The sequence below is a fragment of the Candidatus Planktophila versatilis genome (assembly GCF_002288105.1).
GTDB lineage: Bacteria > Actinomycetota > Actinomycetes > Nanopelagicales > Nanopelagicaceae > Planktophila > Planktophila versatilis.
Genome location: NZ_CP016774.1, coordinates 341,774 through 366,050, shown reverse-complemented (window position 1 = coordinate 366,050; position 24,277 = coordinate 341,774). Strand labels below are relative to the sequence as shown.

Genomic DNA, 24,277 nt, shown 5'->3' with positions numbered 1-24,277 from the left:
GCCAGATGCCTAAAGCGAGATAACTTCTCCGCTTACTGCAACGAAAAATACGGTCGCACTTGGTGTGAAGTCTTTAATTGCCTTCACATTTTCAGGCCTTGATCCAGTTGCCACCACGCTTTCAATTCCAGAAATTCCAGATGCGAGGGCAACTGTGAGCACAGCTTCAAAGGCATCGAGGTTCAGTGATGGTGATGTGACATTGACTGCCACATAGGTGCGCCCGGTTGAATCACGCAGCGCTGCCGCTTGTTCGGCTCCACTGCGAGCAAGAGTTGATGTGGCAAGGGTGACCAGCTTTGCATCTTCTGGATTATTCATGCTCATCAACCTCCTTATCCAGCCGCTCAATAATAACTGAGCTAATTCGGCGACGGCGACCTAAGGGGCGCTCAGAGGTAATGGAGTAACCATGTAAGTTGATGGTCGAACCAGCAATCGGAACGCGGCCAAGTTTTTCAGCCATATATCCGCCCACAGTATCTACATCTTCAAACTCATCGCGGTCCATCTCAATTTTAAGTTCATCGGCTAAATCTTCAATATGCATCGAAGCCTTAGCGCGCGCCTTTGTCTCTGATATCCAGTTAAATTCTTCAATGCCATCGTCATATTCATCGGCAATCTCGCCCACGATTTCTTCAATAATATCTTCAATGGTGATGATGCCCGCGGTGCCACCGTATTCATCAACCACGATTGCTAAGTGAATCTGATCGCGCTGCATCTCTTTAAGTAGCTCTGCCGCCTCTTTATTTTCCGGAACAAAGACAGCCGGGCGTATGTGTTGCTCTACTTTTTCAGTGGTCTCAGCTTCATGGTGATCCAGCGCACGCTTAGCTAAATCTTTCACATAGGCAATGCCAATGATGTTATCGATGTTTTCACCGGTGACTGGAATACGTGAATACCCAGAGCGCAGCGCCAATGAAAGTGCTTGGCGCAGTGATTTATCTCGTTCAATCCAGACCATATCTGTGCGGTGGACCATCAGTTCGCGCACCAAGGTGTCACCTAACTCAAATACATTTTGTAGCATCTCGTGCTCATCAGATTCCACCAGGCCTTGAACGTGGGCGTGATCCATCAGTTCTCGGAACTCGTTCTCGTTGGTAAATAGGCCCCACTTAAATCCTTTATCGGGAGTAATGAGATTACCGAGTGCAATCACACCCTTAGCAATCGGGGTGTAGATAAATGCCAGGGCAAGGCTGATGCTCTTTCGAACTTGGTTCACTTCTGTGACCACTCCTTCACAATCTTCTCTTGCAGGGCAAACATTACTTTCTCTTCATCAGGATCTGCGTGGTCATAACCAAGGATGTGAAGCAGACCATGGGTAGCAAGGATATAGATTTCTGCTTCAGTGCTGTGACCAGCATCTTTTGCTTGCTTAGCTGCAACAGCTGGTGCAATGACAATGTCACCAAGAGTCACAATCTCACCATCATGTTCTGGAAGATCCATCGGAAAAGAGAGCACATCGGTCGGTCCAGATTCATCCATCCATTTGATGTGGAGCTCTTCCATCTCGGTGACATCAACAAAGGTCAGTGAGATTGCGCAATCAGGGTGGAGTTCCATATAGGTGATACCAAAATTAAGAAGTGAATGCATCTGCTTTTCTGGCACCAAAGCCCCAGAACGATTTGTTAACTCAACGCTCATGACAGGACTTAGTTGCTACGAAGTGAACGAGGAGCCGATTTGGTTGCATCATAGGCATCGTAGGCCTTCACAATGTCACCAATAAGTCGGTGTCGAACTACGTCATCTGCAGTGAGCTCCATAAAGGAGATGTCATCAACGCCATTTAAGATGTCGCGAATAATGGCAAGACCGGAACGCTGACCGTTGGGAAGATCGGTCTGAGTGACATCGCCGGTAATGACCATCTTGGAACCAAAGCCCAGGCGGGTTAAGAACATCTTCATCTGTTCTGGCGTTGTGTTCTGTGCTTCATCCAAAATAATAAATGAGTCGTTCAACGTGCGACCACGCATAAAGGCAAGCGGTGCTACCTCAATCACACCTGATTGCATCAGGCGCGGGATTGAATCGATATCAATCATGTCGTGTAGCGCATCAAAGAGTGGGCGCAGATAGGGATCAATTTTTTCATTGAGCGTTCCAGGCAAGAAGCCAAGCTTCTCTCCTGCCTCCACAGCAGGACGTGACAAAATGATGCGGTTAACCTTCTTCGCTTGCAGCGCAGCAACAGCCTTTGCCATTGCAAGGTATGTCTTTCCGGTTCCAGCTGGGCCAATTCCAAAGGTGATGGTGTTTTCTTCAATCGCATCGACATAGAGCTTTTGATTGGCAGTCTTGGGTCTAATCGTGCGACCGCGATTAGAGACAATATTAAGTGAGAGCACTTCACCCGGGCTCTGCTCTGGGATCGCTTCTAACATGGCAATGCTGCGCGAGACCGCATCCACATTTAGTGTTTGACCGGAGCGAATAACGACCATCATCTCGGTAATGAGCTTTTCCATCGCAATGCAATCGATATGAGGACCGCGCAAGGTAATTTCATTGCCGCGCACGGTGACATTTACGGAAGGAAATGCGGCTTCGATTGCCAACATATTTGCATCGCTTATTCCGAGCAGTGAAACCATCGAGATGGCGGGAGGTACTGTGATCAACAGGCGTTCCATATAACTGAAAATCTATCGTTAATAGGGTGAATTCACCACACAGAAAGCGCTGTGTTGATGGCAGAAAGTGCGGCTAACCCAGCATGGGCCGAGCGCAGAATTGGGCGCCCCATGAGCGCAACCTTTGCACCAGCTGCTGCAAAAGCATCGATTTCATCATCTGTTAACCCACCTTCGGGTCCAATAATGATGGCAATCTTCTTCGCCCCTGGAACTATCACTTCGGAAAGTTTCATCGTGGCGCTCTCATGAAAAACAACTGCCAAATCAACCTTGGCAATCTCATCGATGATGTTGGCAGTCGTTGCCACCCCAACAACGGCTGGAATCCGAAAGCGGCGTGATTGTTTACTTGCCTCACGGGCGGTGTTCTGCAACTTATCTATTTTGTCATCAGATTTTCCAATACTTCGCGCTGCTTTCCACATCACAATGCGATCGGCGCCCCCTTCGGTGCAGAGTTCAATTGCTTCCTTGATGCGATCACCCTTAGGGATCGCTTGAATGATGGTGAAGGTAGTTTCAAGTGGCTCCTGGAATCCGGATTCAAGGACAATAACTGTCAGATGTTTCTTATGTACTTCCAGAATCTCAACGTGGGACCAGTTACCTTTACCATCACTTAAGTTGAAGTAACCACCGCTTTGCATACGCAGCACGCGAATAGCGTGGTTGGCATCCTCGTTCGCAAATTCATACTTGGTGCCCACTGTGGTGGGCAAATCATCAACAAAGAAAAGAGTGAGCACTTAGCGACCGAATGAATCTCTAAATTTAGTAAAGAGACCCTCTTTATGTCCCTTAATCTTCACATCGCCCGCTTTTTCACCACGTGATTGTGCAAATTCCTTAAGTAACTTCTCTTGCTCTCTCGATAACTTATGCGGGGTTGCGATATCAACATGGACAATCAAGTCCCCACGTGTGGTGGTGCGAAGGCGAGTCATGCCCTTGCCTTTAATGGGAAGTGTGGCACCGCTCTGCGTGCCCGCCTTTATTTGTAGGTCGACCGGGCCTTCAAGGGTTTCCACCTTCACGGTTGTGCCAAGGGCAGCTGCCGCAAAGGAAACTTCAATAGCGATATGTAAGTTATCGCCATCACGCAGTAAGAAGTCGTGGTCAGTCTCCACAATTTCGACATAGAGATCTCCTGCTGGCCCCCCACCGGCGCCTACTTCTCCGCGTCCTGCCATCTGAATTCGGTTTCCAGTTTCAACACCGGCTGGGATTTTCACATTAATAGTCTGGCGAGCACGTACTCGGCCATCACCAGCACATTCCCGACAAGGATCGGTAATCACCGAACCGTAGGCAGAACAGTTATTACATGGACGAGATGTCATCACTTGACCAAGGAATGACTTCTGCACAAACTGTGTTTCACCACGACCTTTACATACCGGACACATCGATGGCGCGCTGTTATTGGCGGTTCCCTGCCCGGTGCACTTCTGACAGACAACAGCTGACTCCAAGGTAATTTCGCGCTCCACCCCAAAGCACGCTTCAAAGAGATCGACTTCAATGCGAATTAAGGCATCTTGTCCTTGGCGCATACGTGGACGTGGTCCGCGGTTACCACCGCCACCAAAGAATGCATCCATGATGTCGCTAAATCCGCCACCAAAACCACCTTGGGCGCCCATGTCATATTGCTGACGCTTTTGTGGATCACTTAAGGTGTCATAGGCAGCAGTTACCTCTTTAAATTTATTCTGAACTTCTGGATCAGGATTAACATCCGGGTGTAGTTCGCGGGCAATCTTTCGATAGGCCTTCTTAATATCATCTTGTGATGCACCGTGATCAAGACCAAGCAAGCCGTAGTAATCAGCCATTACCTTGAGCCCTCAGTGATATATCGACCGATATAGCGAGCAACAGCTGAGACTGCCGAAATTGATCCTGCATAATCCATACGAGTGGGACCGATAATTCCTAGCGCCCCCATTGGTGATTCGCCTTGGCCATAGCCAACTGTGACAAGCGAAGTTGTCTGCAAGTTTGCTTCGTGCTGTTCACTTCCAATAGTCACGTGCACAGTGGGGTGAGCATCGCTAAGCAGGCGCAGCAAAACTACCTGCTCTTCTAGCGCTTCTAGAATGGGAGAAAGGGTGGAACCTAAATCATCACCTGAGCGGGCAAGGTTTGCCGTTCCTGAGATAGCCATCATGTCGCGGCCGTGAGAATCACCAAGAATTGGGTACTGCACAACTGCTACCTGCTTGGTGATATCTGCAAGTAACTTCGCACTGCGCTTTACAACGTCATCTAGATCGTGTGCGCCACCAAGAAACGTTTCAATGGCGCGACGTTCGGCGGTGGATAGTGGCTTAATAGTTGATAACTTATCGACGAAGAGTCGGTATCCCAGATCTGTTGGTATGCGCCCGGCGCTGGTGTGAGGCTGGGTAATAAAGCCTTCTTCTTCCAGTACTGCCATCTCATTACGAATAGTTGCTGGGCTGATGCCAAGGGCGCGTTTATCGGCAATCGCCTTTGAGCCCACCGGTTCTTGGGTCTCTACATATTCATCAACGATTGCTCGAAGAATCTCTAGGCGTCTATCGGTAGTCATGAGGTCTCAATCTTAACCGGTGCGCCTTAGCGGAGCATTTCATGTGTCAGGCGGTCGGCAATCAAGCGACCTGTCGGGGTCAGCGCCAGCGCATCGTGCTTTTCAATCACATGCCCGCTCTTGATGTACTCCATCGTGCGCTCGTATTGCGCCACAGTCAGTGCTGCCTTCTTCACACCTTCTGGCATGCGAAGTGCGAGCATGATGTATTCAGATTTTCTCTGATCATCAGTTAACATTTCCGAATCTTTAATTGGTGAATCACCGGCAAAGACCTTCTCTTTATAAGCATTTGGATGTTTCACATTCCAGAATCGTTTACTATCAATATGAGAATGTGCACCTGGGCCAAGTCCCCACCAGTTATTGGATTTCCAGTACGCAATATTGTGTCGACATTGATGGCCAGGCTTTGACCAATTTGAAAGTTCATACCACTTCAAACCTTTTTGTAAGCACTGTTGATCAATAAGTAAATACATATCAGCCATCAAATCATCATCAGGCATGGTGTATTCACCGCGTTTAATCTGGGCAGCTAACTTTGTGCCTTCTTCCACAATGAGTGCGTAAGCACTGATGTGGTCGATATCAAGCGAGAGCGCTTCTTTGATAGTTGCTGCCCAATCAGCCAATGACTCTCTGGGGCTGCCATAAATCAGATCGACTGAAACGGAAGAAAATCCTGCTGCGCGCGCCATATCAACAGCCTTGCGAACATTCTCCGGATTGTGGGTGCGATCTAGAACTTTTAACACTTCTGGATTAGATGATTGCATACCGAAGGAGATGCGATTAAATCCTGCAGCAATCAGCTGATCCAACTTTTCTTGCGTCACTGAATCTGGATTTGCCTCAAGGGTAATCTCACAATCTTCGGTGAGGCCATTACGCTCTTTAATCGCGGTAATAACCCGGCCTAAATCTTTCGGTGGTAGCAGTGATGGAGTTCCGCCACCAAAGAAGATTGTCGGCACTTCATCTCGTGGGGCTGCTGCCAATTCTTTGAGCACGGCATCGATGTAATCACCGGAGACTATTTCTAGCGTTGCCCCATCTTGGAGCTCTGATGGTGTGTAGGTATTGAAGTCGCAATACCCGCAGCGCCTAACGCAATAGGGAATATGGACGTAAAATGAAAGATGCATCATGGTCATCATCTCATCTTCCTCGTAAAAGCAAAATCTGGAGCACTGTCCAAGTTCATAGACTTAAATCAGTCTGCACCATAAATAGTGCGTGCTCTCACATGAGTTCAATTAGGACTGCGGTTCTTGAATCCACATTTTCACTGATGATAGTCGTTCTGGGTGCCAACTCTTTGGATAATAGATGGATCCCTCAACCTTGAAAGATTGATTCGGATAAATGGGTCCATTAATGAAAATGGTGTCCCCGCCCACGATTGCATCATAGGGATCCAAAAATAAAATATAAACCATGCAGCTGTAGTTGTCGTTCTTGCATCGAATAACATCAGGGTAAAGATTAGTGGCCTGAGCTGAATAGCGTAAAGAGTATCGATCGCTACCTTCATCCTTAACCACAGGAGCAGTCAATTCAATCAGTTTTGCTGTAGAACCCCTAGGGCTGTCGTTGCACTTAATTTTGTAAGACCAGCCAGAAAGTTCTTTCGATTCAAAATCTTTCCCGATTCCCACTAACTGTCCCGCCGGAATTCTACTAATTTCAAGCAAAACATCCTCTGACGTTCCATCGGTGTAGCGCAAATTTGCAGTGATTAAAACTAAGGTTGCGTCTCGATCGGGAGAGCTATTCCTGACATAAAAGCCCATTTTCCTTTGAATGGTAGTTTCTTCCTCATATGTGCGAGTCCAAGAATTACTTTTTGAAGATTCAACAGTGCATGTGGCTGGAACATCTTGTCTTACTGGCGGCTCCCCTTGCCAAGAAATTAAATTGGGAACCTTTCCACTTTGATTCAAGATTACAGCATCACAACGCACCCACTTATTTCCCAAGTTCCACTGCGGCTCAGATGGAAAGCTAAAAATGAAATAATTTTGAGTTATAGATGTAGATGGCTTGTACGACATCGGTTCACATATACTTTTTGCAACGGCAAGAACATTTTCATCCGTATCCTGATACACATCAATAGGAGAACTCCAAACCTGCACCCTATATGTTTCCGCCGTATGTGACAGTTGGCAATTTACCGGTTGGTCGGAAACATTTTTAAACATCGCTTGATCCCAGCCATAGTTAAAGCAATCACCAACTTTTGGCTGGTAGTACAACGGTGAGATGCTTGGTTTTGGTGTGGGAGTAGATTTTGTCTCGACTATAATTTGTGCCCAAAGTAATTTTTTGCCTGTTTTAACACAGGTGAACTTCTTGCCTTGCGAGTTTATAGTCTGGCCCTTCGTTGCGCACTTGGCCCCTGTTTTGACTGCGGCACTTGCGGGCAGTGCCAATGACGCAGCTATAAAGGTTACGACTAAAAATAAAACAAAGTTCTTCTTCATGCCTGTAAGAGTACCCAGCCCTATTGGATTTGTCAGCCCCACTCCTAAGATTTGTCTGCAAAAAAGTATCAGCTTTCTTTACAAGAACTGTGTTCATACTCGTATCGTTTCGCATCTATCTCTCTTGTGTGTGAAATAAAGTCGCAATACCCGCAGCGTCTTACGCAGTAGGGAATATGAACGTAGAACGAAAGCATCACTTTAGGATTCGAGCTTGCGCGCTGCTTTAATCTTGGCGATATCAGCATCGGTGGCAAGGGCAGCGACGAAGGCTTCCTGTGGAACTTCAACGCGTCCCACCATCTTCATCCGCTTCTTACCTTCCTTCTGCTTCTCCAGAAGTTTGCGCTTACGTGAAATATCTCCGCCATAACACTTTGCCAGAACATCTTTACGGATCGCACGAATAGATTCACGGGCAATAATGCGAGAGCCAATCGCTGCCTGAATAGGAACTTCAAATTGCTGACGTGGAATGAGTTCGCGTAATTTGCCGGTCATCATCACACCATAGGAGTAGGCCTTATCGCGGTGAACAATGGCGCTAAAAGCATCAACTGCCTCACCTTGTAACAAGATATCGACCTTGACCAAGTTACCTTCTTCATCACCGAGCTCTTCATAATCAAGGGAGGCATAGCCTCGTGTGCGACTCTTTAGTTGATCAAAGAAGTCAAAGACGATTTCAGCAAGGGGCAAGGTATAACGAATCTCAACCCGGTCTTCTGAGATGTAATCCATACCGAGCAAGACGCCACGGCGCTCTTGGCAGAGCTCCATGATGGCGCCAATAAATTCAGCCGGTGCCAGAATCGTTGACTTCACAATTGGCTCTTTCACGCTATTGATCTTGCCATCAGGAAATTCAGAAGGATTGGTCACAACAAACTCTTTGCCATCTTCCATTGTCACGCGATAGACCACGTTTGGCGCCGTTGAAATAAGATTCAGTTTTGCTTCACGCTCTAAACGTTCGCGCACAATTTCCATATGCAATAGGCCAAGGAAGCCGCAACGGAAACCAAAGCCGAGAGCGGCAGAACTCTCTGGTTCATAGACCAGGGCGGCATCGTTGAGTTGTAATTTCTCTAACGCATCTCGCAGCACTGGAAAATCTGCGCCATCAAGTGGGAAGAGACCAGAGAAGACCATGGGTTTCGGATCTTTATAACCACCCAGTGGATCTTTCGTTGGCCGCACAAAATTAGTAATCGTGTCACCCACACGTGATTGGCGCACATCTTTTACGCCAGTAATTAAATATCCCACCTCGCCCACACCCAGACCCTTAGATGGCAACGGTTCTGGTGAAATCACGCCTACCTCTAGTGCCTCATGTTTAACACCAGTAGAAAACATTTGAATCTGCTCGCGCGGCTTAATGTGTCCATCGACAACGCGAACATAAGTAACAACACCTCGATATGAGTCATAGACAGAATCAAAGATCAGTGCGCGCGCTGGAGCATCTGGATCTCCCACAGGTGCCGGAATTTGAGCAATGATTTGATCAAGAAGATCGGCAACGCCATCGCCCGTCTTTCCAGAAACGCGCAATACATCTTCTACTTTGCAACCAATCAGGCCAGCAAGTTCTGCCGCAAACTTCTCTGGTTGCGCATTAGGTAGATCAATCTTGTTAAGCACCGGAATAATGGTGAGGTTATTTTCCATCGCTAGGTAAAGGTTTGCCAGCGTTTGTGCTTCGATACCTTGCGCGCAATCCACGAGCAGCACCGCACCTTCACAGGCAGCAAGAGAACGAGAAACTTCATAGGTGAAGTCCACGTGACCTGGAGTGTCAATCATGTTCAGGATGTATTCCTGGCCATCAAGTGCGCTGCGCCAGGGCAAGCGAACTGCTTGGGATTTAATGGTGATGCCGCGTTCACGTTCGATATCCATCCGGTCTAGATACTGTGCCCGCATATTGCGTGCTTCTACTACCTCGGTAATTTGGAGCATGCGATCGGCCAACGTTGATTTACCGTGATCGATATGGGCAATGATGCAGAAATTTCGGATCTGCGCTGGATTAGTTGCTGCTGGTTGCGGCGCCTTCGCAATGGATATTGCAGGCACTTATGCGACCTTTATCTTTCTATCGTGAATTGATAGATATGAATTAACGTGCGCCGGCTTTAGCAGCAGCCTTAGCCATAGAAGACTTCTTATTTGCAGCAGCGTTCTTATGAAGAACACCCTTTGCAACTGCAATATCAAGAGCCTTTGAAGCTGCGCGTAGTTCAGCAGTTGTTGTTGCAGCATCACCTTTGGCAACTGCGTCGCGGAACTTGCGGACAGCAGTCTTGATAGATGATGAGACAGACTTGTTGCGAAGGTATGCCTTCTCGTTTGTCTTAATACGCTTGATCTGCGACTTGATATTTGCCACGTTGATAGCTCCGTCTGTGTGTTTTTAGCCAAACCTTGTGATTTGTGCAGAGGGGTAGGTTATCAGCGCAGGGGTATCAGCCCAAAATCGAGAAATTGGGCCTTAAATTAGCGCGCAGCGCGAGCGGCGGCGATGGTCGCCAGCGCCTTTTCCAGGGCAAATATCGGATCCGATGCCGCCCCCTTCACATCGGCATCTGCCTTAGCAATTGCTTCAACGGCCGTTGCTATTCCTCGAGGTGTCCAGGATTGCAACTGACGACGGGCTTTATCAATCTGCCATGGCGCCATTCCTAGTTGGCCCGCTAATTCAAATGATTTGCTTCCCTTATTTGTGCCAGAGACTTTAGCCAAACTACGCAGCGATGATGCGATGGCGGATGTGACCATCACTGGATCTGTTCCGGTTTCAAGTGCACTACGCAGAGTGACAAGTGCCACCGGCAGATTGCCATCAATAGTGGCATCGGCAACATCAAATCCCGTTGTTTCAATTCTGCCCTGATGAAATTTATCAACGATTGCTTCATCAATGGCACCTGCTGGTGCATCAAGTGAGATTTGCGAAACGGCTGATTGCAACTCGCGCAGTTCATTACCCAGTGCGTTCACTAAAGCTTTGATGGCACCTGGTGTTGCCTTGCGCCCAGCATCAAGGAATAGATCTTTCACAAAGCTCTCTTTATCAGCCTCTTTCTTCATCGCCTCACAGGCGATGATTTCAGGCTTCACTTTCTTAATTGCATCCAGCAGCGCTTTGCCTTTGACGCCACCTTTATGCACGAAGACCACGGTCATGGTGGGATCCGGGGAATCTAAATAGCGAGTAATTTCATCTTTTGACTCTTCCGGCAAATCTTGCAAATCTTTAATAATCAGCGCGCGGCGTTCGGAAAATAGTGATGGTGCTAGGCCATCTGCGATGTCGCCCACGATGGCATCGGCGGCACTTACTGTTGTGATTTCGGCGTTCTCGTCTTTAAGTTGGGCTAGAAGTTTGGCCAGTGCGCGATCAGCCAGTGCTCCTTCCGGGCCGAGCAGGAGATAGAAAGCGTTCATTTCACCTGCCTCCTAGCTCCAAGAGAAAAATCTAAACCAGCGCTTGCTGCGTTGTAGTGAAAATTGATGGTTTGTTGCTTTGATTGCTACTGCCCCATCAATATCCGTACGCAATACCTTAGCGCCTAACTGCGTCAAGGCCGAGATGGTGGCAGGTGCAGGATGTCCATAGGTATTAGTTGCGCCTACGCTGATGACTGCAATCTGCGGTGAGAGTTCTCGCATCAAGGTGAGATCTTGATAGCGAGAACCATGATGGGCCACTTTATAGATATCTACTTCGCCAATGTGTGAGACCAGTTGGCTCTGCACCGGCGGTTCAATATCACCGGCGGCAAAGAGTGTGAAATCTGGTGAAGTAAAGAGCACCGCAATGCTGGAGTTATTTGGCGTGTATTCACCCGCGCGATCAGGCCACTTCACCTCTATCTTCACATCTTCAATTGTGGCTCGGGTGCCAGCAAATACATCTCCATACCAAGTTGTTCCGATCTTTCTATTCTTTCCCGCACCCGCCAATCCACCCACATGATCCGCGTGGATATGGGTCAATATCAAGAGCGGAATCTCACGTACTCCAAGCTGGCGCAAACACCTATCAATTAATTGTGGATCAGGGCCCACATCAATAACTATTGCGCGGTGGTGCTTCAAATTAATCACCATCGCATCACCTTGGCCAATATCGCAATTAGCAATCTGCCAATCCCCTGCCGGAAATCGCTGCGCCCAGGAAAAGGTAATAACAACGATGAGTAGCGCGATTGCGACCTTCGCTCGACCGAGATAGATAGCAAGAATGAGAACGGCCACAATGAGGAATCCATAGAGCCCAGTCTTTAAGGTGAAGACTGGAAAACCGGCACTCCAGGATGCAACCCAGACAATCCAGATCGCAAGTGGCTTCACGCACAGAATAAGAAGATGCGAAAGCCAGGGTGCAAAGGGTGAGATAAGGGCGGCCATGAATCCAACAATGGTGATGGGAGCAACGGCGGGTGCAGCTAAGACATTGGCAATGATGCTCATGGGGCTGATGTATCCAGATAAAGCCACAATGACTGGCGCACAAAAAGCCATCGCTGCAATGGGGGGTGCTAAGAACTTCGGTTTTATCTTCGGTGCCAGAAGTAATAACCCAGCTGTTGCTAAAACAGAGAGAGCAAAACCAGCATCGCGTGCTTGAAAGGGATCTAAAATCACTACAGCTGCGATAGCAAAGCCCAACGCCGGCAGCGGATCTCGCCCTTGTCTGGTGCCAAATGCAACAAGTAAAACTGCAGCCATGGCTGCGGCGCGCAAGACAGAAGGTGATGGCCGCACAAGTGCGATAAATGCAGCCAGTGCTATCGCAGTTGCAATCAGGCGATAATTAACTTTGCGGAAAACAAATTGCATGCCCCATAGAACAAAGGCTGAAACGATGGCGAAGTTAGCACCACTGACAGCCACCAAGTGGGTAAGACCAGATCTGCGCATCTGGTTCTTAAACTCAACGCTCTGCTTACTAGTATCGCCAATCACCATTCCAGGAATGAGCGCACCAGCATCTTCGCCGCCAGTTGCACTGCGCAGTCCTAGGCGAATACGCGCCAATCCTTTCGCCCAGCGCGAGGGTTGAGTGAGTACTTCAACGCGTTGCTTCACAATCAGTAGAGCTGCAACTCGTCCCTCTTTACTCTCCAACACTTTAGCCTGCACCCGAATCTTCTGACCGGGCAACAAGCTTTCCACGCTTTTATTAGAAACAATGACGCGCGCTGGGATGCGCATGGAATATCTATCATCAACTCGGAGCGCTTGGCCCATAAATGAGTAAGAGATAGGTGCAAAGGAGCTACCAAATACTTTTGGAACCACTCGATTAGGGTCTGTCGTTACCTGTAGTTCAACAGATGTAATCGCGCCCCGGAATTGGTTTATCGCACTGGAATCAAGGGCAGCAATTCTTATCGACATAATCGTTGCACCCAGCACAATGGCGATAAGTAGAACTGCCAAACGCCGCTTGTTAAATAAAATAACTGCGGCAATCACAGCAATAGCTGCCACTACCCAGGTTGGACTCCAACTCTGCGCAAGCGCCCCCACCCACACCGCGCCCCCCAATGCGAGGGCGCGGCTATCAATTAGACGCGCAGCTTCTCTTTGAACTTTGCGAATGTTCCCGCTCCAATTCCGGAAACCTTCATCACATCTTCAATTGCTGTAAATGGACCATTGATCTTTCGGTATGCCACGATGCGATTAGCCAGCACTGGCCCGATTCCATCGAGTGCTTCAAACTCTTTCACTGTTGCCCGATTAATCATCACGGGTCCGTTCTTGCGCACCACCCTCTTTGCCATACCACCGGAGGATGTTGCTGCGGCAAATACATAAATCTGCTCACCATCTTTAAGGATGCGGGCCTGATTAATATCTGAAGTATCAGCCCCTTTCTTCAACCCACCAGCAGCTTTGATTGCCTCCACAACGCGTGAGTTAAGAGGTAATGAATACACACCGGGAGTTATCACCGCCCCTGCAACATCGACGATGATTTCCTGAGTAATTTCTTGCACTTCAAGTGCGATAGGCGCCGCAACAACTTCTTGCGAAGCACCGCGGGCGACAAAGAGGCCGGAGATAAGGAGAACGAGCAGTGCAACCAGTGCCAACGCTCTTTTTTGTGTTGATGAATAGTGGAGATCACTCCACCAGTTATGTGCCTTCTCGAGATATTGATTTTCCATCCGCAGATGGTGGTCTAGATCTAAGTAGGAAAATGGTGAATCGGGTGTGGCTGTTGATTACAGAACGATGTTGACCAATTTCGGTGCGCGAGCAATCACTTTCTTAGGCGTGGCACCCGCTAGCGCCGCCACAACTGAAGGCAAGGCAAGCGCGGCAGCCTCAAAATCAGCATCACCAATTGTTGGTGAAACCTTCATCCGATCAACAATCTTGCCGTTGATTTGAATAACTGCCTCTACTTCATCATCGACCAATAGCGCTGGGTCAACTTCTGGCCAGCCAGCAGTTGCAATCGCTGGTTTGTGTCCAAGTCGCTCCCACATTTCCTCTGCTGTAAAGGGAGCAACGAGTGAGAGCATGATGGCAATTGCCTCTGTGGCTTCGCGCACCGCAGGATCTGCCGGTCCACATCCGGAATCAATTGCCTTACGGGTTGCATTCACTAACTCCATCACACGAGCAACAGCTACGTTAAATCTAAATGATTCAACAGCGAATGCGGCATCGTTCAACGCTTTATGTGTTGCTTTACGCAGACTGATTTCACCTGATGTGAAATCAACTCCGGTAGCTGATGTGACATCTCCTGATAAACGCCAAGCACGGCTTAAGAACTTAACCGAGCCAGATGGTGAAACATCAGACCAATCAACGTCATCTTCTGGTGGACCTGAAAAGACCATTGATAAGCGAATGGCATCGACGCCATGGTTTTCTAGTTCATCAGAGAGGCGCACGAGGTTGCCGCGAGATTTCGACATCGCAGAGCCATCCATGACCACCATGCCTTGGTTAAGCAGGCGCGTAAAGGGCTCAATAAATGAGAGCATCTTCATATCAAAAAGTACTTTGGTAAAAAAGCGCGAATAGAGCAGGTGCAAGATGGCATGAGTTACTCCGCCGACATATTGATCCACAGGCAGCCAGGTATCGATATCGCCACGATTAAATGGTTCGGTCGCATTCGTTGACGATGGATAACGCAGGTAATACCAAGATGAATCAACAAAAGTATCCATGGTGTCGGTATCGCGCATGGCCGGGCCCGCACACTTAGGGCACTTCGTATTAACCCACTCAGTTGCTGCAGCCAGTGGTGATTGACCTTTTGGCTTTAAATCCAGTCCCTTTGCATCAGGCAAGAGCAATGGAAGCTCTGAATCTGGCACAGCTACTTCGCCACATTTATCACAGTGCACGATCGGAATAGGTGTGCCCCAATAACGTTGGCGAGATACAAGCCAATCGCGCAGGCGATAATTACGCGCACTCTTACCAAGTCCATCGGCTTCTAGCTGCTTATTAATTGCGGCAATTGCAGCTGCCTTGGAAAGGCCATTAAGTGAACCAGAGTTAATAATTTTTCCATCACCTGTTGTGGCAATGCCTGTCTCACTTGGATCTTCTTCACCAGTATCAACGACAACCCGCACGGGCAGCTTCATCGCTTTTGCAAAATCAAGGTCGCGCTGATCGTGGGCCGGAACCGCCATGATGGCGCCGGTGCCGTAATCAGCTAAGACATAATCTGATGCCCAGATGGGTAACTTCTCACCATTTACTGGGTTAATTGCAAAGCGCTTGAGGTCAACACCTGATTTAGGTCGGTCTGTCGCTAGGCGATCAATATCTGAAGCCGCTTTAATTTTCTCTAAGTAAGAGGTGAACTCGGCTTCAACTGGTGTGCCACTAGCAAGTTCGGCGGCTAACGCTGAATCTGCAGCAACGACCATAAAGGTTGCGCCATATAACGTATCGGGGCGGGTGGTGTAGATGGTCACGGGTTCGGTGCGACCTTCAATCACGAATTGCACATTGGCACCCTGGGAGCGGCCAATCCAATTGCGCTGCATCATCAGAACTTTCTCCGGCCACTTACCTTCTAACTCAGACATGTCATCGAGTAAGCGATCGGCATAATCAGTAATCTTGAAATACCACTGATTCAATTTCTTCTTGGTTACCGCGGTATCACAACGCTCACAGAGCCCTGCTACTACCTGTTCATTGGCAAGAACTGTCTGACATCCGGGACACCAGTTAACGGCAGAGTCTTTGCGATAGGCCAGGCCACGTTCATGTAATTTGGTAAAGAGCCATTGGTTCCACTTGTAGTACTCGGGATCGCACGTATTAAAGACGCGATCCCAGTCGAATGAACATGCATAGCGACGCATAGATGCTTTCTGCGTTGCGATGTTTTCATAAGTCCAAATACGTGGATCTTCATTACGTTTGATTGCCGCATTTTCGGCCGGCAGCCCAAATGCATCCCAACCAATCGGGTGCATGACGTTAAATCCTTTTTGAATCCAGTAACGAGCAATTACATCGCCGAGTGCATATGCCTCGGCATGGCCCATATGGAGATCACCGGAAGGATAAGGAAACATATCCAAGACATATTTCTTAGGACGCGTATCTTCTTTTCGACCAGATTTAAATGGTTGGAGTGTGTCCCAGATGGGAAGCCACTTCTCTTGCACGTATGCAAAATCGTAGGCCGCGTGTTCGCGTTCAGTACTCACGTGGAGATAAGGGGAATCGAACCCCTAACCTCTTCCATGCCATGGAAGCGCGCTACCAATTGCGCCATATCCCCGTTGTCGTTCAGGAGTGCGAACTTTACCGCACTGAATCCGGGATAACTCCGCCGGATTCTTCACCCATTACAGGCTCTGGAATAGATCCAGCGTTATGTTCAACCAAAAGCCAACCTTTTGGTGATTCTTCCAGAATCGACCATTGCGCATTGGAAAGTCCGCCGATGCGTGACCAGAATGGAATGGGAAGGTCAAGATAGGTGCCAATGATTGTGCGCGCTGTTCCACCATGTGTTGCAACAACAAGTCGTTGATTATTTTTGCCGACAAGGGCGGCGTTAATCGCTGCCACACCACGTGCTCCTACTTCACTGCGACGTTCACCAATTCCACCGGCTGGGTTATCTCCGCCCATCGACCATTGCCGTAAATTATCGAGATCTACTTTACGAATTTCATCACCGGTCAGACCTTCCCAATTTCCGCAGTTGGTCTCGCGCAATCGTGCATCGGTTAATACTTCAAGTCCGGTGAGTTTTACTAGTTCGTGCGCGGTGCTCTGTGCTCGCACTAAATCACTAGCAATAATCATGGTCGGGGTTATAGCTGCCAACATCGGAGCTGCATGCTGTGCTTGAAACTGACCCACTGCGTTGAGTGGAATATCAGTATGTCCCTGAAACTTATTTGCAACGTTCCAATCGGTTTGGCCGTGACGCCAGAGAATTATCTGATTACCCACGTGCAACCTCTTCTTTGACCACTTCTAACTCAATCTTGGGGCAGTCATTCCACAGCCGATCGAGCATGTAGTAACGACGAAGCTCACTGGACTGAATGTGGACAACAAGATCTGAGTAATCAAGCAAAATCCATTCCGCTGTTCCTTCCCGGCGAAGTGGCTTATCACTAGCAAGACGTAACTTCTCTTCCACCTCATCGGCGATCGAATCAACCATCTTGGTATTAGTTGCCGTAACAATTAGGAAGACTTCACTCAGGACAGATTGCTCTGAAAGGTCGAGTGCGACAAGTTCGGTTCCGAATTTGTCGGCGGCAGCGCGAGCGGCAATCTGGGTGCGTTCAACGCAGGCTTTACTTGCTGGCATAGAGATTGTGCTCCTTTATATATGCAGCAACTGCTGCGGGTACTTCATCAGAATGGTGTTCGCGGATCTGGGTTGCCGATACTGCAATAGCAGCGACATCAAGGTTGGGCGTGCCAGGAAAATTTGGGCGATCAATCACAACGAACTCAACCATTTTTTTGAGCTCATCGGCGCGATGCCAGTGATCGATATTGGTATAGGCATCGGTTCCCACAACGACAACGATGGAATCATCTGGGTAGGTCTGCGCAACTGCTTCCACGGTATCAATGGTGTAGCTCGGGCCCTCGCGCAATACTTCAATCGGATTAACTTCCACCTTGCTTTTAATTTCTGGGGCTAAAGAATTAACTGCTAGCTGACACATCTGCCGGCGCTCAGCCCCGGTTGCCTTTGGTTCATGTTCGCGAAGTCGCGGTTGTCCGGCTGGCACAACGAGCAGACGATCAACAATATTGCGCCCAATTAATTGTTCAATGACGTGAACGTGCCCGTTATGAATCGGGTCAAAGGTGCCGCCGTATAGCCCTACTCGCAAGGGCGTTACTTATCTAAGCGAAGAGTGATGTAGAGAAGGAAGCCGAAAATCCCAAATGCAACGAGTCCAAATGCGTAAGGAGGCATTGGAAGTACCCGGGTCGCTTCTTCACTAAGTCTTAACATGGGATGAAGATTACTACTTACCTGCAAGAAGTTCTAAAAAGCGCGCTTCATCGATGATCTTGACGCCTAACTCTTGTGCTTTTGCCAGCTTAGAACCTGGGTCGGCGCCGACTAATACATAGTCCGTCTTTGCAGATACTGACGATGATGGCTTTCCACCATGTGCGGTGATTGTCTCGGCAATCGAATCACGAGTGAAATTCTCTAGCCCGCCGGTTACGACAATGGTGAGTCCGCCCAAGGTTTGCGGCAGATCCGCGCCCTTGGCGTTAACCATCGCCACCCCAGCCTTTGTCCATTGGGTAATGATGTTGCGATGCCAATCAATTTCAAACCACTCAATAACTGATTGCGCAATGACCTCACCCACGCCATCGATGTCGGCAAGTTCTGTGACCGAAGCCTTCGAAATGGCATCCATACTTCCAAAATTCGTGGATAAGGCTTGCGCCGCGGTGGGCCCAACATGGCGAATCGAAAGTGCCACAAGTGTGCGCCAGAGCGGTCTGCTCTTTGCTTCTTCTAACGCTGCCAATAGCTTTTCTAAATTCTTTCCAGCTGTGCCATCTTTTTTAAGAAAGAACTGAGATTTCATCAGCGACTTCTCACTCAAGTTAAAGATGTCGGCTTCATCAGTAATAATCGAATCAGTCAGCAGTGCAACAGCCGCTTCATAGCCCAGCACATCGATATCTAGTGCTGCGCGCGAGCCTATGTAGTAAATACGTTCGCGTAATTGCGCAGGACAACTTCTAGTATTTGGACATCTAATATCCACATCGCCTTCAGTTATAGCGCGTAGTTCAGAAGCGCACTCAGGACAGTGCGTAGGCATCACAAATGCTTTTTCACTTCCCGTGCGCTTATCTCGTACCGGTCCTAGTACTTCTGGGATGACATCTCCTGCTTTGCGAATGATGACAACGTCGCCAATTAATACGCCCTTGCGTTCAATCTCTTCTTGATTGTGCAGGGTGGCATTGGTGACTGTGGAACCCGCCACCTTCACTGGTTCCATAAATGCGAATGGAGTTACGCGCCCGGTGCGACCCACACTGACTCTGATATCCAGTAACTTGGTAGTTACTTCTTCCGGTGGATATTTATAGGCAATTGCCCACTTCGGGGCGCGGGATGTGAAACCGAGTTTTTCTTGCTCTGCCAACGAATCTACTTTGATCACAACGCCATCAATCTCGTGCTCCACATCGTGGCGGTGCAGGTTGTAGTTCTCAATAAATGCCAGAACTTCTGCTCGACTCTTGCACACCTTAAAGCGAGTAGATGTGGGAAGACCTAGGGCTTTCAGCTTTGCATAGGCATCAGATTGGGAAGCAAATGAAATTCCTTCGCAGGCGCCAATACCGTGCACCACGACATCTAGCGCACGAGATGCGGTAATTCTTGGATCTTTCTGGCGCAGCGATCCGGCAGCGCAGTTACGAGGGTTAGCAAAGAGTGGCTTACCTGCTTCTTCTAGTTCTTCATTGAGTTGGTTAAAGGCGGCAACCGGTAAGAAAACTTCACCGCGCACCTCTATCAGTACTGGAATGTTGTTGCCGGACAAAGTATGTGGCAGGCCCTTAATCGTTTTCACATTCAAAGTGACATCTTCACCGGTAGTTCCGTTACCACGCGTAAGTGCGCGGGTGAGCTGTCCGTTTTCATAGAGCAAATTAATTGCCAGGCCATCTACTTTAAGTTCACATAAGAAAGCACCGACTGCAGATTCTTTTTCAACCCGTTCAAACCAGGTATCTAACTCAGCGTCATCAAAAACATTATCTAAACTCATCATCTTTTCGATGTGATCGTGTTGATCAAATGTGGTGGAAAATCCCCCGCCCACACCCAGCGATGGGGAATCTGGTTCAAGTAATTCTGGGTGCTTTGCTTCCAGTGCTGCTAGCTCTTTGAGCAGGGCATCGAATTGGGCATCGGTAATGGTGGGCGCATCTAGTACGTAATATTTAAATTGGTGATCACGGATCTCTTGCGTTAATTCAGTGATGCGATGTCGCGCCTGTGTGCTCATGCGGTCTCGCAGATTGTGGCCGACCCCACGACGCGATCGCCATCGTAGATAACCATTGCTTGCCCTGTAGCTAGTCCAAGAAGAGGTTCATCTAGTTCTGCAACCAGGTGCGCTCCATCTAAGTAATAGGTGCAATCAAGTGCTGCGCCATGTGCGCGCACCTGAACAAAGCCGCGTGTGGGCGCAGCTCCTACCGCTGGACCACAGAAGATAGGTCTCTCACCTCGCATTGAACTCACAGCCAAATCTTCGCGCGCACCTACGACAACCGTATTTGTCACAGGCTCAATCTTTAAGACAAAGCGTGGAGAACCATCAGGGGCGGCAACCGAGAGACCCAGACCTTTACGTTGTCCGATGGTGTAGGTGTAGGCACCGTTATGTTCACCGATTTTCATTCCATCTTGATCAACAATCGGCCCCACTTCACTACCGAGTCGATCACGTAACCAACCTGCGTTATCTCCCGATGGCACAAAGCAAATATCGTGGCTATCTGGTTTCTGCGCTACGGCTAACCCGCGCTTTTCGGCTTCAATCCGGATATCAACTTTTTCAGTATCACCCAATGGAAAAATAGCACCATCAATTTGTTCGCGATTAAGTACTGCCAGAACGTAGGACTGATCCTTCAAAGGATCTACGGCGCGATGTAGCGTGCGCCCAGCATCGCTCTCGCGCGTGCGCGCATAGTGGCCAGTAACAACACCATCAAAGCCCATCGCTTTTGCGCGATCTAGCACGGCGGCAAACTTAATCTTTTCATTACAGCGCAGACAAGGGTTAGGTGTGCGCCCTGCGGCATATTCACTCATGAAGTTTTCAACTACTTCATCATGGAATTCATCGGCCATATCCCAAATATAAAAAGGAATGCCGATGACATCGGCAGCCCTGCGCGCATCATGTGAATCTTCAATCGTGCAGCAACCGCGCGCACCGCTTCGATATTTCTGCGGGTTAGAAGAAAGAGCTAAGTGCACACCGATAACTTCATGTCCGGCCTCTACTGCGCGAGCTGCCGCAACTGCAGAATCAACGCCTCCGCTCATGGCGGCAATAATCTTCATTTCTTACCTACCGCGTTTGCCGCAAGTCCACGTTCAATGACAGTGGGCAAGACCGAGAGCGCATAATCAACATCTGCTTGGGTATTAGTGGCACCAAATGAGAAACGCAGCGAAGATTGCGAGAGGACATCGGTAAGGCCCATCGCCATTAATACATGGCTAGGTCTATGAACACCTGCGGTGCAGGCAGCGCCGGTGGAACAGGAGACTTTCTCTGAATCCATCAGCAACAACAGTGAATCACTCTGTGTTCCAGGAAAAGTAATATTTGAAATTCCAGGTAAGCGCGGTGCACCTTGGCCATTAATTACAGCATCAGGGCGAGCACGTAAGACACCTTCTTCAAAGTCAGTACGTAATTTTGCTACCGCCGATGCATCATAAACACCTGCCGCAATTGCGGCAGCAAGTGCCACAATCGATGGCGCATTTAGGGTTCCACTTCGAATATCGCGCTCTTGTCCCCCACCATGAAGAAGTGCTGGAATCTCAACTGCCCGGCGCAAGATCAGCGCACCAATTCCGAGTGGGCCACCAACTTTGTGGCCACTAATTGTCATGGCATAGAGGCCGAGTTCCTTATAAGAAAGAGGCACCTTAGAAAAACTCTGCACGGCATCGGTATGCACCGGAATACTTCCGGCCACATTTACTACTTCAGCTATCGGTTGCATAACCCCGGTCTCGTTATTGCTATGCATCACAGAGATCAGTGCAATTTCTGAACCGCGCGCGGCAACAAGTGCGCGCAAGAATTCAAGATCAATAATGCCATCGGTTGTCACTGGAATCTGAATCAGTTCGGCGCCTTCATGTTCAACGAGCCAGAGCGCCGGATCTAGAACGGCATGATGTTCGATGCTGGAGATAACAATGACTTTCTTCGGAGAATTCCAGAAGAGACCTTTAATTGCTGCGTTATTTGCCTCTGTGCCAGAACCGGTAAAGATCACTTCACTGGGTTGGCAGTGCACAGCACGTGCAATCTGCTCGCGCGCATCTTCCACATCTTTGCGAGTAGAACGACCTTGCGTATGAAGTGATGAAGGATTACCTAATTTGCGAAGAGCGGTATTCATGGCGCCAATTGCCGATTCACACATCGGCGTAGTGGCCGCGTGATCGAGATAGACGCTCATGGGAGCATTCTAGTTCGTCTGGCCTACTTATCCTTTTCGAGCAACCACGCCTTCGGTGGCCTTAGGTAGCACGTTAAACAAGTCTCCGACTACACCAAAATCTGCGATATCAAAGATGGGCGCTTCTGGATCTTTATTGACCACCACGATTGTCTTAGAAGTCTGCATTCCGGCGCGGTGTTGAATTGCGCCAGAAATTCCGCAGGCAACATAGAGCTGCGGGCTTACTGTCTTTCCGGTCTGTCCCACCTGATGTGAATGTGGATACCAACCAGCATCGGTTGCAGCGCGTGATGCACCTACCGCTGCGCCCAATGAATCTGCAAATGATTCAACGGCCGTGAAGTTGCCATCTGTTCCACGTCCACCTGAGACAACAATGTTGGCTTCGGTTAACTCTGGTCGACCACCCTTTACCGGAGGTTGAGTAGATGAAACCGTTGCTTTCTTTGCATCGGCGCTAATTGTGGCAGTTGCATTTGTAATAGCAGGTGCGCACGATGTGAAATCGGCATCGATGCTATTGGGGCGAACCGTAATAATTGGTGTGCCATGTGAAACTTGTGAATGCACCGTGGTTGATCCACCAAAGACTGATTGTGTGGCACTGCCATCACTTGCAATATCAATGGCATCGGTAATAATCCCAGAATCACAGAGCACTGCCACGCGCCCAGCCATCTCTTTACCGAATGCATGCGATGCAATGAGAACTGCAGCTGGAGACTTCTCTTTAATAAGATTTGCTAGTGCATCGGCAGATGCTGCAACACCATGGGATGTGAAATCATCAGATTCAATCACGATAATCTCACTAATCGGTCCTTGATTCACAGTTGCTGCAAGTGCCGCACCTTTCCCGGCGCCAGCTAGAACTATTGCTGTGACAGTGCCAATACGGGCCGCAGCTGTTGCAATCTCTGCTGTTGTCTTACTTGCTTTTTCACCTGAGAAATCAGCAAGAATAAATACTGTGCTCATATCAACTTCTTCTCTGCTAGGAAGCTAACCAGCGCATCACCGGCGCCACCTTCATCATTAACCTTCACACCCGCTGCGCGAGCAGGACGTGGTGTGGCAGCTACGACTTGTGACCAACCGCTTTGGGCGCTTACTCCCACTGCCGCCAAATCCTTATATTCAATCGTCTTCTTCTTCGCCGCCATGATTCCTTTAAAAGATGGATAACGCGGTTCATTAATCTTCTCGACAACGCTGATTACTACTGGAAAAGCGGCACTGATTTCATCAACGCCAGCTTCTGTCACGCGCGTGATGGATACTTTCCCGCCCGGATCAACAACTACCTTTGCGGCAAATGTCAGTTGCGCCCAGCCAAGGCGAGCGCTGATCATCGCCGGCACCACGCTCATGCGAGCATCAGTTGATTCGGTGCCACAGATGACAATGTCATATCCGCCATCACCAATTACTTGGGCTAATACGCGCGAGGTTGAGAGCGCATCGGCTGCTGCCAAAGCAGCATCTGTTACCAAGATTGCATCGTTTGCCCCCATGGAAAGGCCTTTGCGAAGTGCATCCGTTGCGCGCTCTGGGCCCATAGAGATCAAGGTCACGGTGTGCGCACCACCTTCTTCATTGCCGCCATGAGCTTCAACGATACGAAGTGCTTCTTCCACTGCATACTCATCAAGGTCATTAAGGACTGCATCAACGCTCTCGCGGTCGAGTACGCCGTTGACCATCTTCTTCTCGGCCCAGGAATCAGGCACCTGTTTGATGCAGACGGCAATCTTCATGGGCTAGATGTTACCGGTCAGTAGTCGCTTTCGGAAGGGTGA

At 49.0% G+C, this 24,277-nt stretch carries 23 protein-coding genes and 1 tRNA gene; all 24 read right to left on the bottom strand.

Features of this window, described 5'->3' with window-relative positions; translation table 11 throughout:
* Positions 1 to 9 precede the first annotated feature (9 nt).
* The gene (locus tag A1sIA79_RS01905; protein WP_095674552.1) at positions 10 to 321 is read right to left on the bottom strand and encodes a cytidine/deoxycytidylate deaminase family protein; all 312 of its coding nucleotides are present in this window, start codon (positions 319 to 321) and stop codon (positions 10 to 12) included.
* Positions 314 to 1,237 carry a hemolysin family protein gene (locus A1sIA79_RS01900; RefSeq protein ID WP_223298177.1) on the bottom strand — a complete coding sequence of 308 codons (924 nt, stop codon included), beginning with the start codon at positions 1,235 to 1,237 and terminating at the stop codon, positions 314 to 316. Before A1sIA79_RS01900 ends, A1sIA79_RS01905 begins: the two co-directional genes overlap by 8 nt.
* A complete protein-coding gene (ybeY, locus tag A1sIA79_RS01895; RefSeq protein ID WP_095674550.1) occupies positions 1,234 to 1,668 on the bottom strand; it encodes an rRNA maturation RNase YbeY in 435 nt (144 codons plus the stop codon). Before ybeY ends, A1sIA79_RS01900 begins: the two co-directional genes overlap by 4 nt.
* An 8-nt stretch (positions 1,669 to 1,676) precedes the next feature.
* Positions 1,677 to 2,660 carry a PhoH family protein gene (locus A1sIA79_RS01890; RefSeq protein WP_095674549.1) on the bottom strand — a complete coding sequence of 328 codons (984 nt, stop codon included), beginning with the start codon at positions 2,658 to 2,660 and terminating at the stop codon, positions 1,677 to 1,679.
* A gap of 32 nt (positions 2,661 to 2,692) precedes the next feature.
* Positions 2,693 to 3,409, bottom strand: a complete 717-nt coding sequence (locus A1sIA79_RS01885) for a 16S rRNA (uracil(1498)-N(3))-methyltransferase (protein WP_095674548.1) — start codon at positions 3,407 to 3,409, stop codon at positions 2,693 to 2,695.
* Positions 3,410 to 4,498, bottom strand: coding sequence for a molecular chaperone DnaJ (gene dnaJ, locus A1sIA79_RS01880; protein ID WP_095674547.1), 1,089 nt, complete (start codon positions 4,496 to 4,498; stop codon positions 3,410 to 3,412).
* A complete protein-coding gene (locus tag A1sIA79_RS01875) occupies positions 4,498 to 5,238 on the bottom strand; it encodes an HrcA family transcriptional regulator (RefSeq protein ID WP_095674546.1) in 741 nt (246 codons plus the stop codon). Before A1sIA79_RS01875 ends, dnaJ begins: the two co-directional genes overlap by 1 nt.
* A 26-nt stretch (positions 5,239 to 5,264) precedes the next feature.
* Positions 5,265 to 6,398, bottom strand: coding sequence for a radical SAM family heme chaperone HemW (gene hemW, locus A1sIA79_RS01870; RefSeq protein ID WP_223298365.1), 1,134 nt, complete (start codon positions 6,396 to 6,398; stop codon positions 5,265 to 5,267).
* Between the two features lie 99 nt (positions 6,399 to 6,497).
* The gene (locus A1sIA79_RS01865) at positions 6,498 to 7,727 is read right to left on the bottom strand and encodes a hypothetical protein (RefSeq protein WP_150122973.1); all 1,230 of its coding nucleotides are present in this window, start codon (positions 7,725 to 7,727) and stop codon (positions 6,498 to 6,500) included.
* Positions 7,728 to 7,928: 201 nt separating this feature from the next.
* Positions 7,929 to 9,809 carry a translation elongation factor 4 gene (gene lepA, locus A1sIA79_RS01860; RefSeq protein WP_095674544.1) on the bottom strand — a complete coding sequence of 627 codons (1,881 nt, stop codon included), beginning with the start codon at positions 9,807 to 9,809 and terminating at the stop codon, positions 7,929 to 7,931.
* 43 nt (positions 9,810 to 9,852) lie between these two features.
* Positions 9,853 to 10,122 carry a 30S ribosomal protein S20 gene (rpsT, locus tag A1sIA79_RS01855; protein ID WP_095674543.1) on the bottom strand — a complete coding sequence of 90 codons (270 nt, stop codon included), beginning with the start codon at positions 10,120 to 10,122 and terminating at the stop codon, positions 9,853 to 9,855.
* Positions 10,123 to 10,229: 107 nt separating this feature from the next.
* Complete coding sequence (gene holA, locus A1sIA79_RS01850; protein ID WP_095674542.1) at positions 10,230 to 11,180, bottom strand: DNA polymerase III subunit delta; 951 nt, start codon at positions 11,178 to 11,180, stop codon at positions 10,230 to 10,232.
* A 12-nt stretch (positions 11,181 to 11,192) separates the two neighbouring features.
* The gene (locus A1sIA79_RS01845; RefSeq protein WP_223298364.1) at positions 11,193 to 13,232 is read right to left on the bottom strand and encodes a ComEC/Rec2 family competence protein; all 2,040 of its coding nucleotides are present in this window, start codon (positions 13,230 to 13,232) and stop codon (positions 11,193 to 11,195) included.
* 77 nt (positions 13,233 to 13,309) lie between these two features.
* Positions 13,310 to 13,915 (bottom strand): ComEA family DNA-binding protein, encoded by a 606-nt coding sequence (locus A1sIA79_RS01840; protein ID WP_095674541.1) that lies wholly within the window; start codon positions 13,913 to 13,915, stop codon positions 13,310 to 13,312.
* Between the two features lie 57 nt (positions 13,916 to 13,972).
* Positions 13,973 to 16,444 carry a leucine--tRNA ligase gene (gene leuS / locus A1sIA79_RS01835; protein WP_095674540.1) on the bottom strand — a complete coding sequence of 824 codons (2,472 nt, stop codon included), beginning with the start codon at positions 16,442 to 16,444 and terminating at the stop codon, positions 13,973 to 13,975.
* A gap of 1 nt (position 16,445) precedes the next feature.
* Positions 16,446 to 16,518: transfer RNA gene (locus A1sIA79_RS01830), tRNA-Ala, on the bottom strand.
* Positions 16,519 to 16,541: 23 nt separating this feature from the next.
* Entirely contained in the window at positions 16,542 to 17,201 is a 660-nt protein-coding gene (locus tag A1sIA79_RS01825; RefSeq protein ID WP_095674539.1) for a histidine phosphatase family protein, read from the bottom strand.
* Positions 17,194 to 17,568, bottom strand: a complete 375-nt coding sequence (gene rsfS, locus A1sIA79_RS01820; protein WP_095674538.1) for a ribosome silencing factor — start codon at positions 17,566 to 17,568, stop codon at positions 17,194 to 17,196. The genes A1sIA79_RS01825 and rsfS overlap by 8 nt, the downstream gene beginning before the upstream one ends.
* Complete coding sequence (gene nadD, locus A1sIA79_RS01815; protein ID WP_095674537.1) at positions 17,555 to 18,106, bottom strand: nicotinate (nicotinamide) nucleotide adenylyltransferase; 552 nt, start codon at positions 18,104 to 18,106, stop codon at positions 17,555 to 17,557. The genes rsfS and nadD overlap by 14 nt, the downstream gene beginning before the upstream one ends.
* A 138-nt stretch (positions 18,107 to 18,244) precedes the next feature.
* The gene (gene ligA, locus A1sIA79_RS01810; RefSeq protein WP_095674536.1) at positions 18,245 to 20,266 is read right to left on the bottom strand and encodes an NAD-dependent DNA ligase LigA; all 2,022 of its coding nucleotides are present in this window, start codon (positions 20,264 to 20,266) and stop codon (positions 18,245 to 18,247) included.
* Positions 20,263 to 21,336, bottom strand: coding sequence for a tRNA 2-thiouridine(34) synthase MnmA (gene mnmA, locus A1sIA79_RS01805; protein WP_095674535.1), 1,074 nt, complete (start codon positions 21,334 to 21,336; stop codon positions 20,263 to 20,265). Before mnmA ends, ligA begins: the two co-directional genes overlap by 4 nt.
* Positions 21,333 to 22,475 (bottom strand): cysteine desulfurase family protein, encoded by a 1,143-nt coding sequence (locus A1sIA79_RS01800; RefSeq protein WP_095674534.1) that lies wholly within the window; start codon positions 22,473 to 22,475, stop codon positions 21,333 to 21,335. The genes mnmA and A1sIA79_RS01800 overlap by 4 nt, the downstream gene beginning before the upstream one ends.
* Before the next feature lie 27 nt (positions 22,476 to 22,502).
* On the bottom strand, positions 22,503 to 23,456 hold the full coding sequence (locus A1sIA79_RS01795; RefSeq protein ID WP_095674533.1) for an electron transfer flavoprotein subunit alpha/FixB family protein: 954 nt from the start codon (positions 23,454 to 23,456) through the stop codon (positions 22,503 to 22,505).
* Positions 23,453 to 24,235 (bottom strand): electron transfer flavoprotein subunit beta/FixA family protein, encoded by a 783-nt coding sequence (locus tag A1sIA79_RS01790; RefSeq protein WP_095674532.1) that lies wholly within the window; start codon positions 24,233 to 24,235, stop codon positions 23,453 to 23,455. Before A1sIA79_RS01790 ends, A1sIA79_RS01795 begins: the two co-directional genes overlap by 4 nt.
* Positions 24,236 to 24,277 lie beyond the last annotated feature (42 nt).

What these genes read in the sequence shown, in the direction of transcription:
- A1sIA79_RS01905 (WP_095674552.1), bottom strand. Translation starts at nt 321, where the DNA reads ATGAATAATCCAGAAGATGCAAAGCTGGTCACCCTTGCCACATCAACT.
- ybeY (WP_095674550.1), bottom strand. Translation starts at nt 1,668, where the DNA reads ATGAGCGTTGAGTTAACAAATCGTTCTGGGGCTTTGGTGCCAGAAAAG.
- A1sIA79_RS01890 (WP_095674549.1), bottom strand. Translation starts at nt 2,660, where the DNA reads ATGGAACGCCTGTTGATCACAGTACCTCCCGCCATCTCGATGGTTTCA.
- dnaJ (WP_095674547.1), bottom strand. Translation starts at nt 4,498, where the DNA reads ATGGCTGATTACTACGGCTTGCTTGGTCTTGATCACGGTGCATCACAA.
- A1sIA79_RS01875 (WP_095674546.1), bottom strand. Translation starts at nt 5,238, where the DNA reads ATGACTACCGATAGACGCCTAGAGATTCTTCGAGCAATCGTTGATGAA.
- hemW (WP_223298365.1), bottom strand. Translation starts at nt 6,398, where the DNA reads ATGATGACCATGATGCATCTTTCATTTTACGTCCATATTCCCTATTGC.
- A1sIA79_RS01865 (WP_150122973.1), bottom strand. Translation starts at nt 7,727, where the DNA reads ATGAAGAAGAACTTTGTTTTATTTTTAGTCGTAACCTTTATAGCTGCG.
- holA (WP_095674542.1), bottom strand. Translation starts at nt 11,180, where the DNA reads ATGAACGCTTTCTATCTCCTGCTCGGCCCGGAAGGAGCACTGGCTGAT.
- A1sIA79_RS01840 (WP_095674541.1), bottom strand. Translation starts at nt 13,915, where the DNA reads ATGGAAAATCAATATCTCGAGAAGGCACATAACTGGTGGAGTGATCTC.
- rsfS (WP_095674538.1), bottom strand. Translation starts at nt 17,568, where the DNA reads ATGCCAGCAAGTAAAGCCTGCGTTGAACGCACCCAGATTGCCGCTCGC.
- ligA (WP_095674536.1), bottom strand. Translation starts at nt 20,266, where the DNA reads ATGAGCACACAGGCGCGACATCGCATCACTGAATTAACGCAAGAGATC.
- mnmA (WP_095674535.1), bottom strand. Translation starts at nt 21,336, where the DNA reads ATGAAGATTATTGCCGCCATGAGCGGAGGCGTTGATTCTGCAGTTGCG.
- A1sIA79_RS01800 (WP_095674534.1), bottom strand. Translation starts at nt 22,475, where the DNA reads ATGAGCGTCTATCTCGATCACGCGGCCACTACGCCGATGTGTGAATCG.
- A1sIA79_RS01795 (WP_095674533.1), bottom strand. Translation starts at nt 23,456, where the DNA reads ATGAGCACAGTATTTATTCTTGCTGATTTCTCAGGTGAAAAAGCAAGT.
- A1sIA79_RS01790 (WP_095674532.1), bottom strand. Translation starts at nt 24,235, where the DNA reads ATGAAGATTGCCGTCTGCATCAAACAGGTGCCTGATTCCTGGGCCGAG.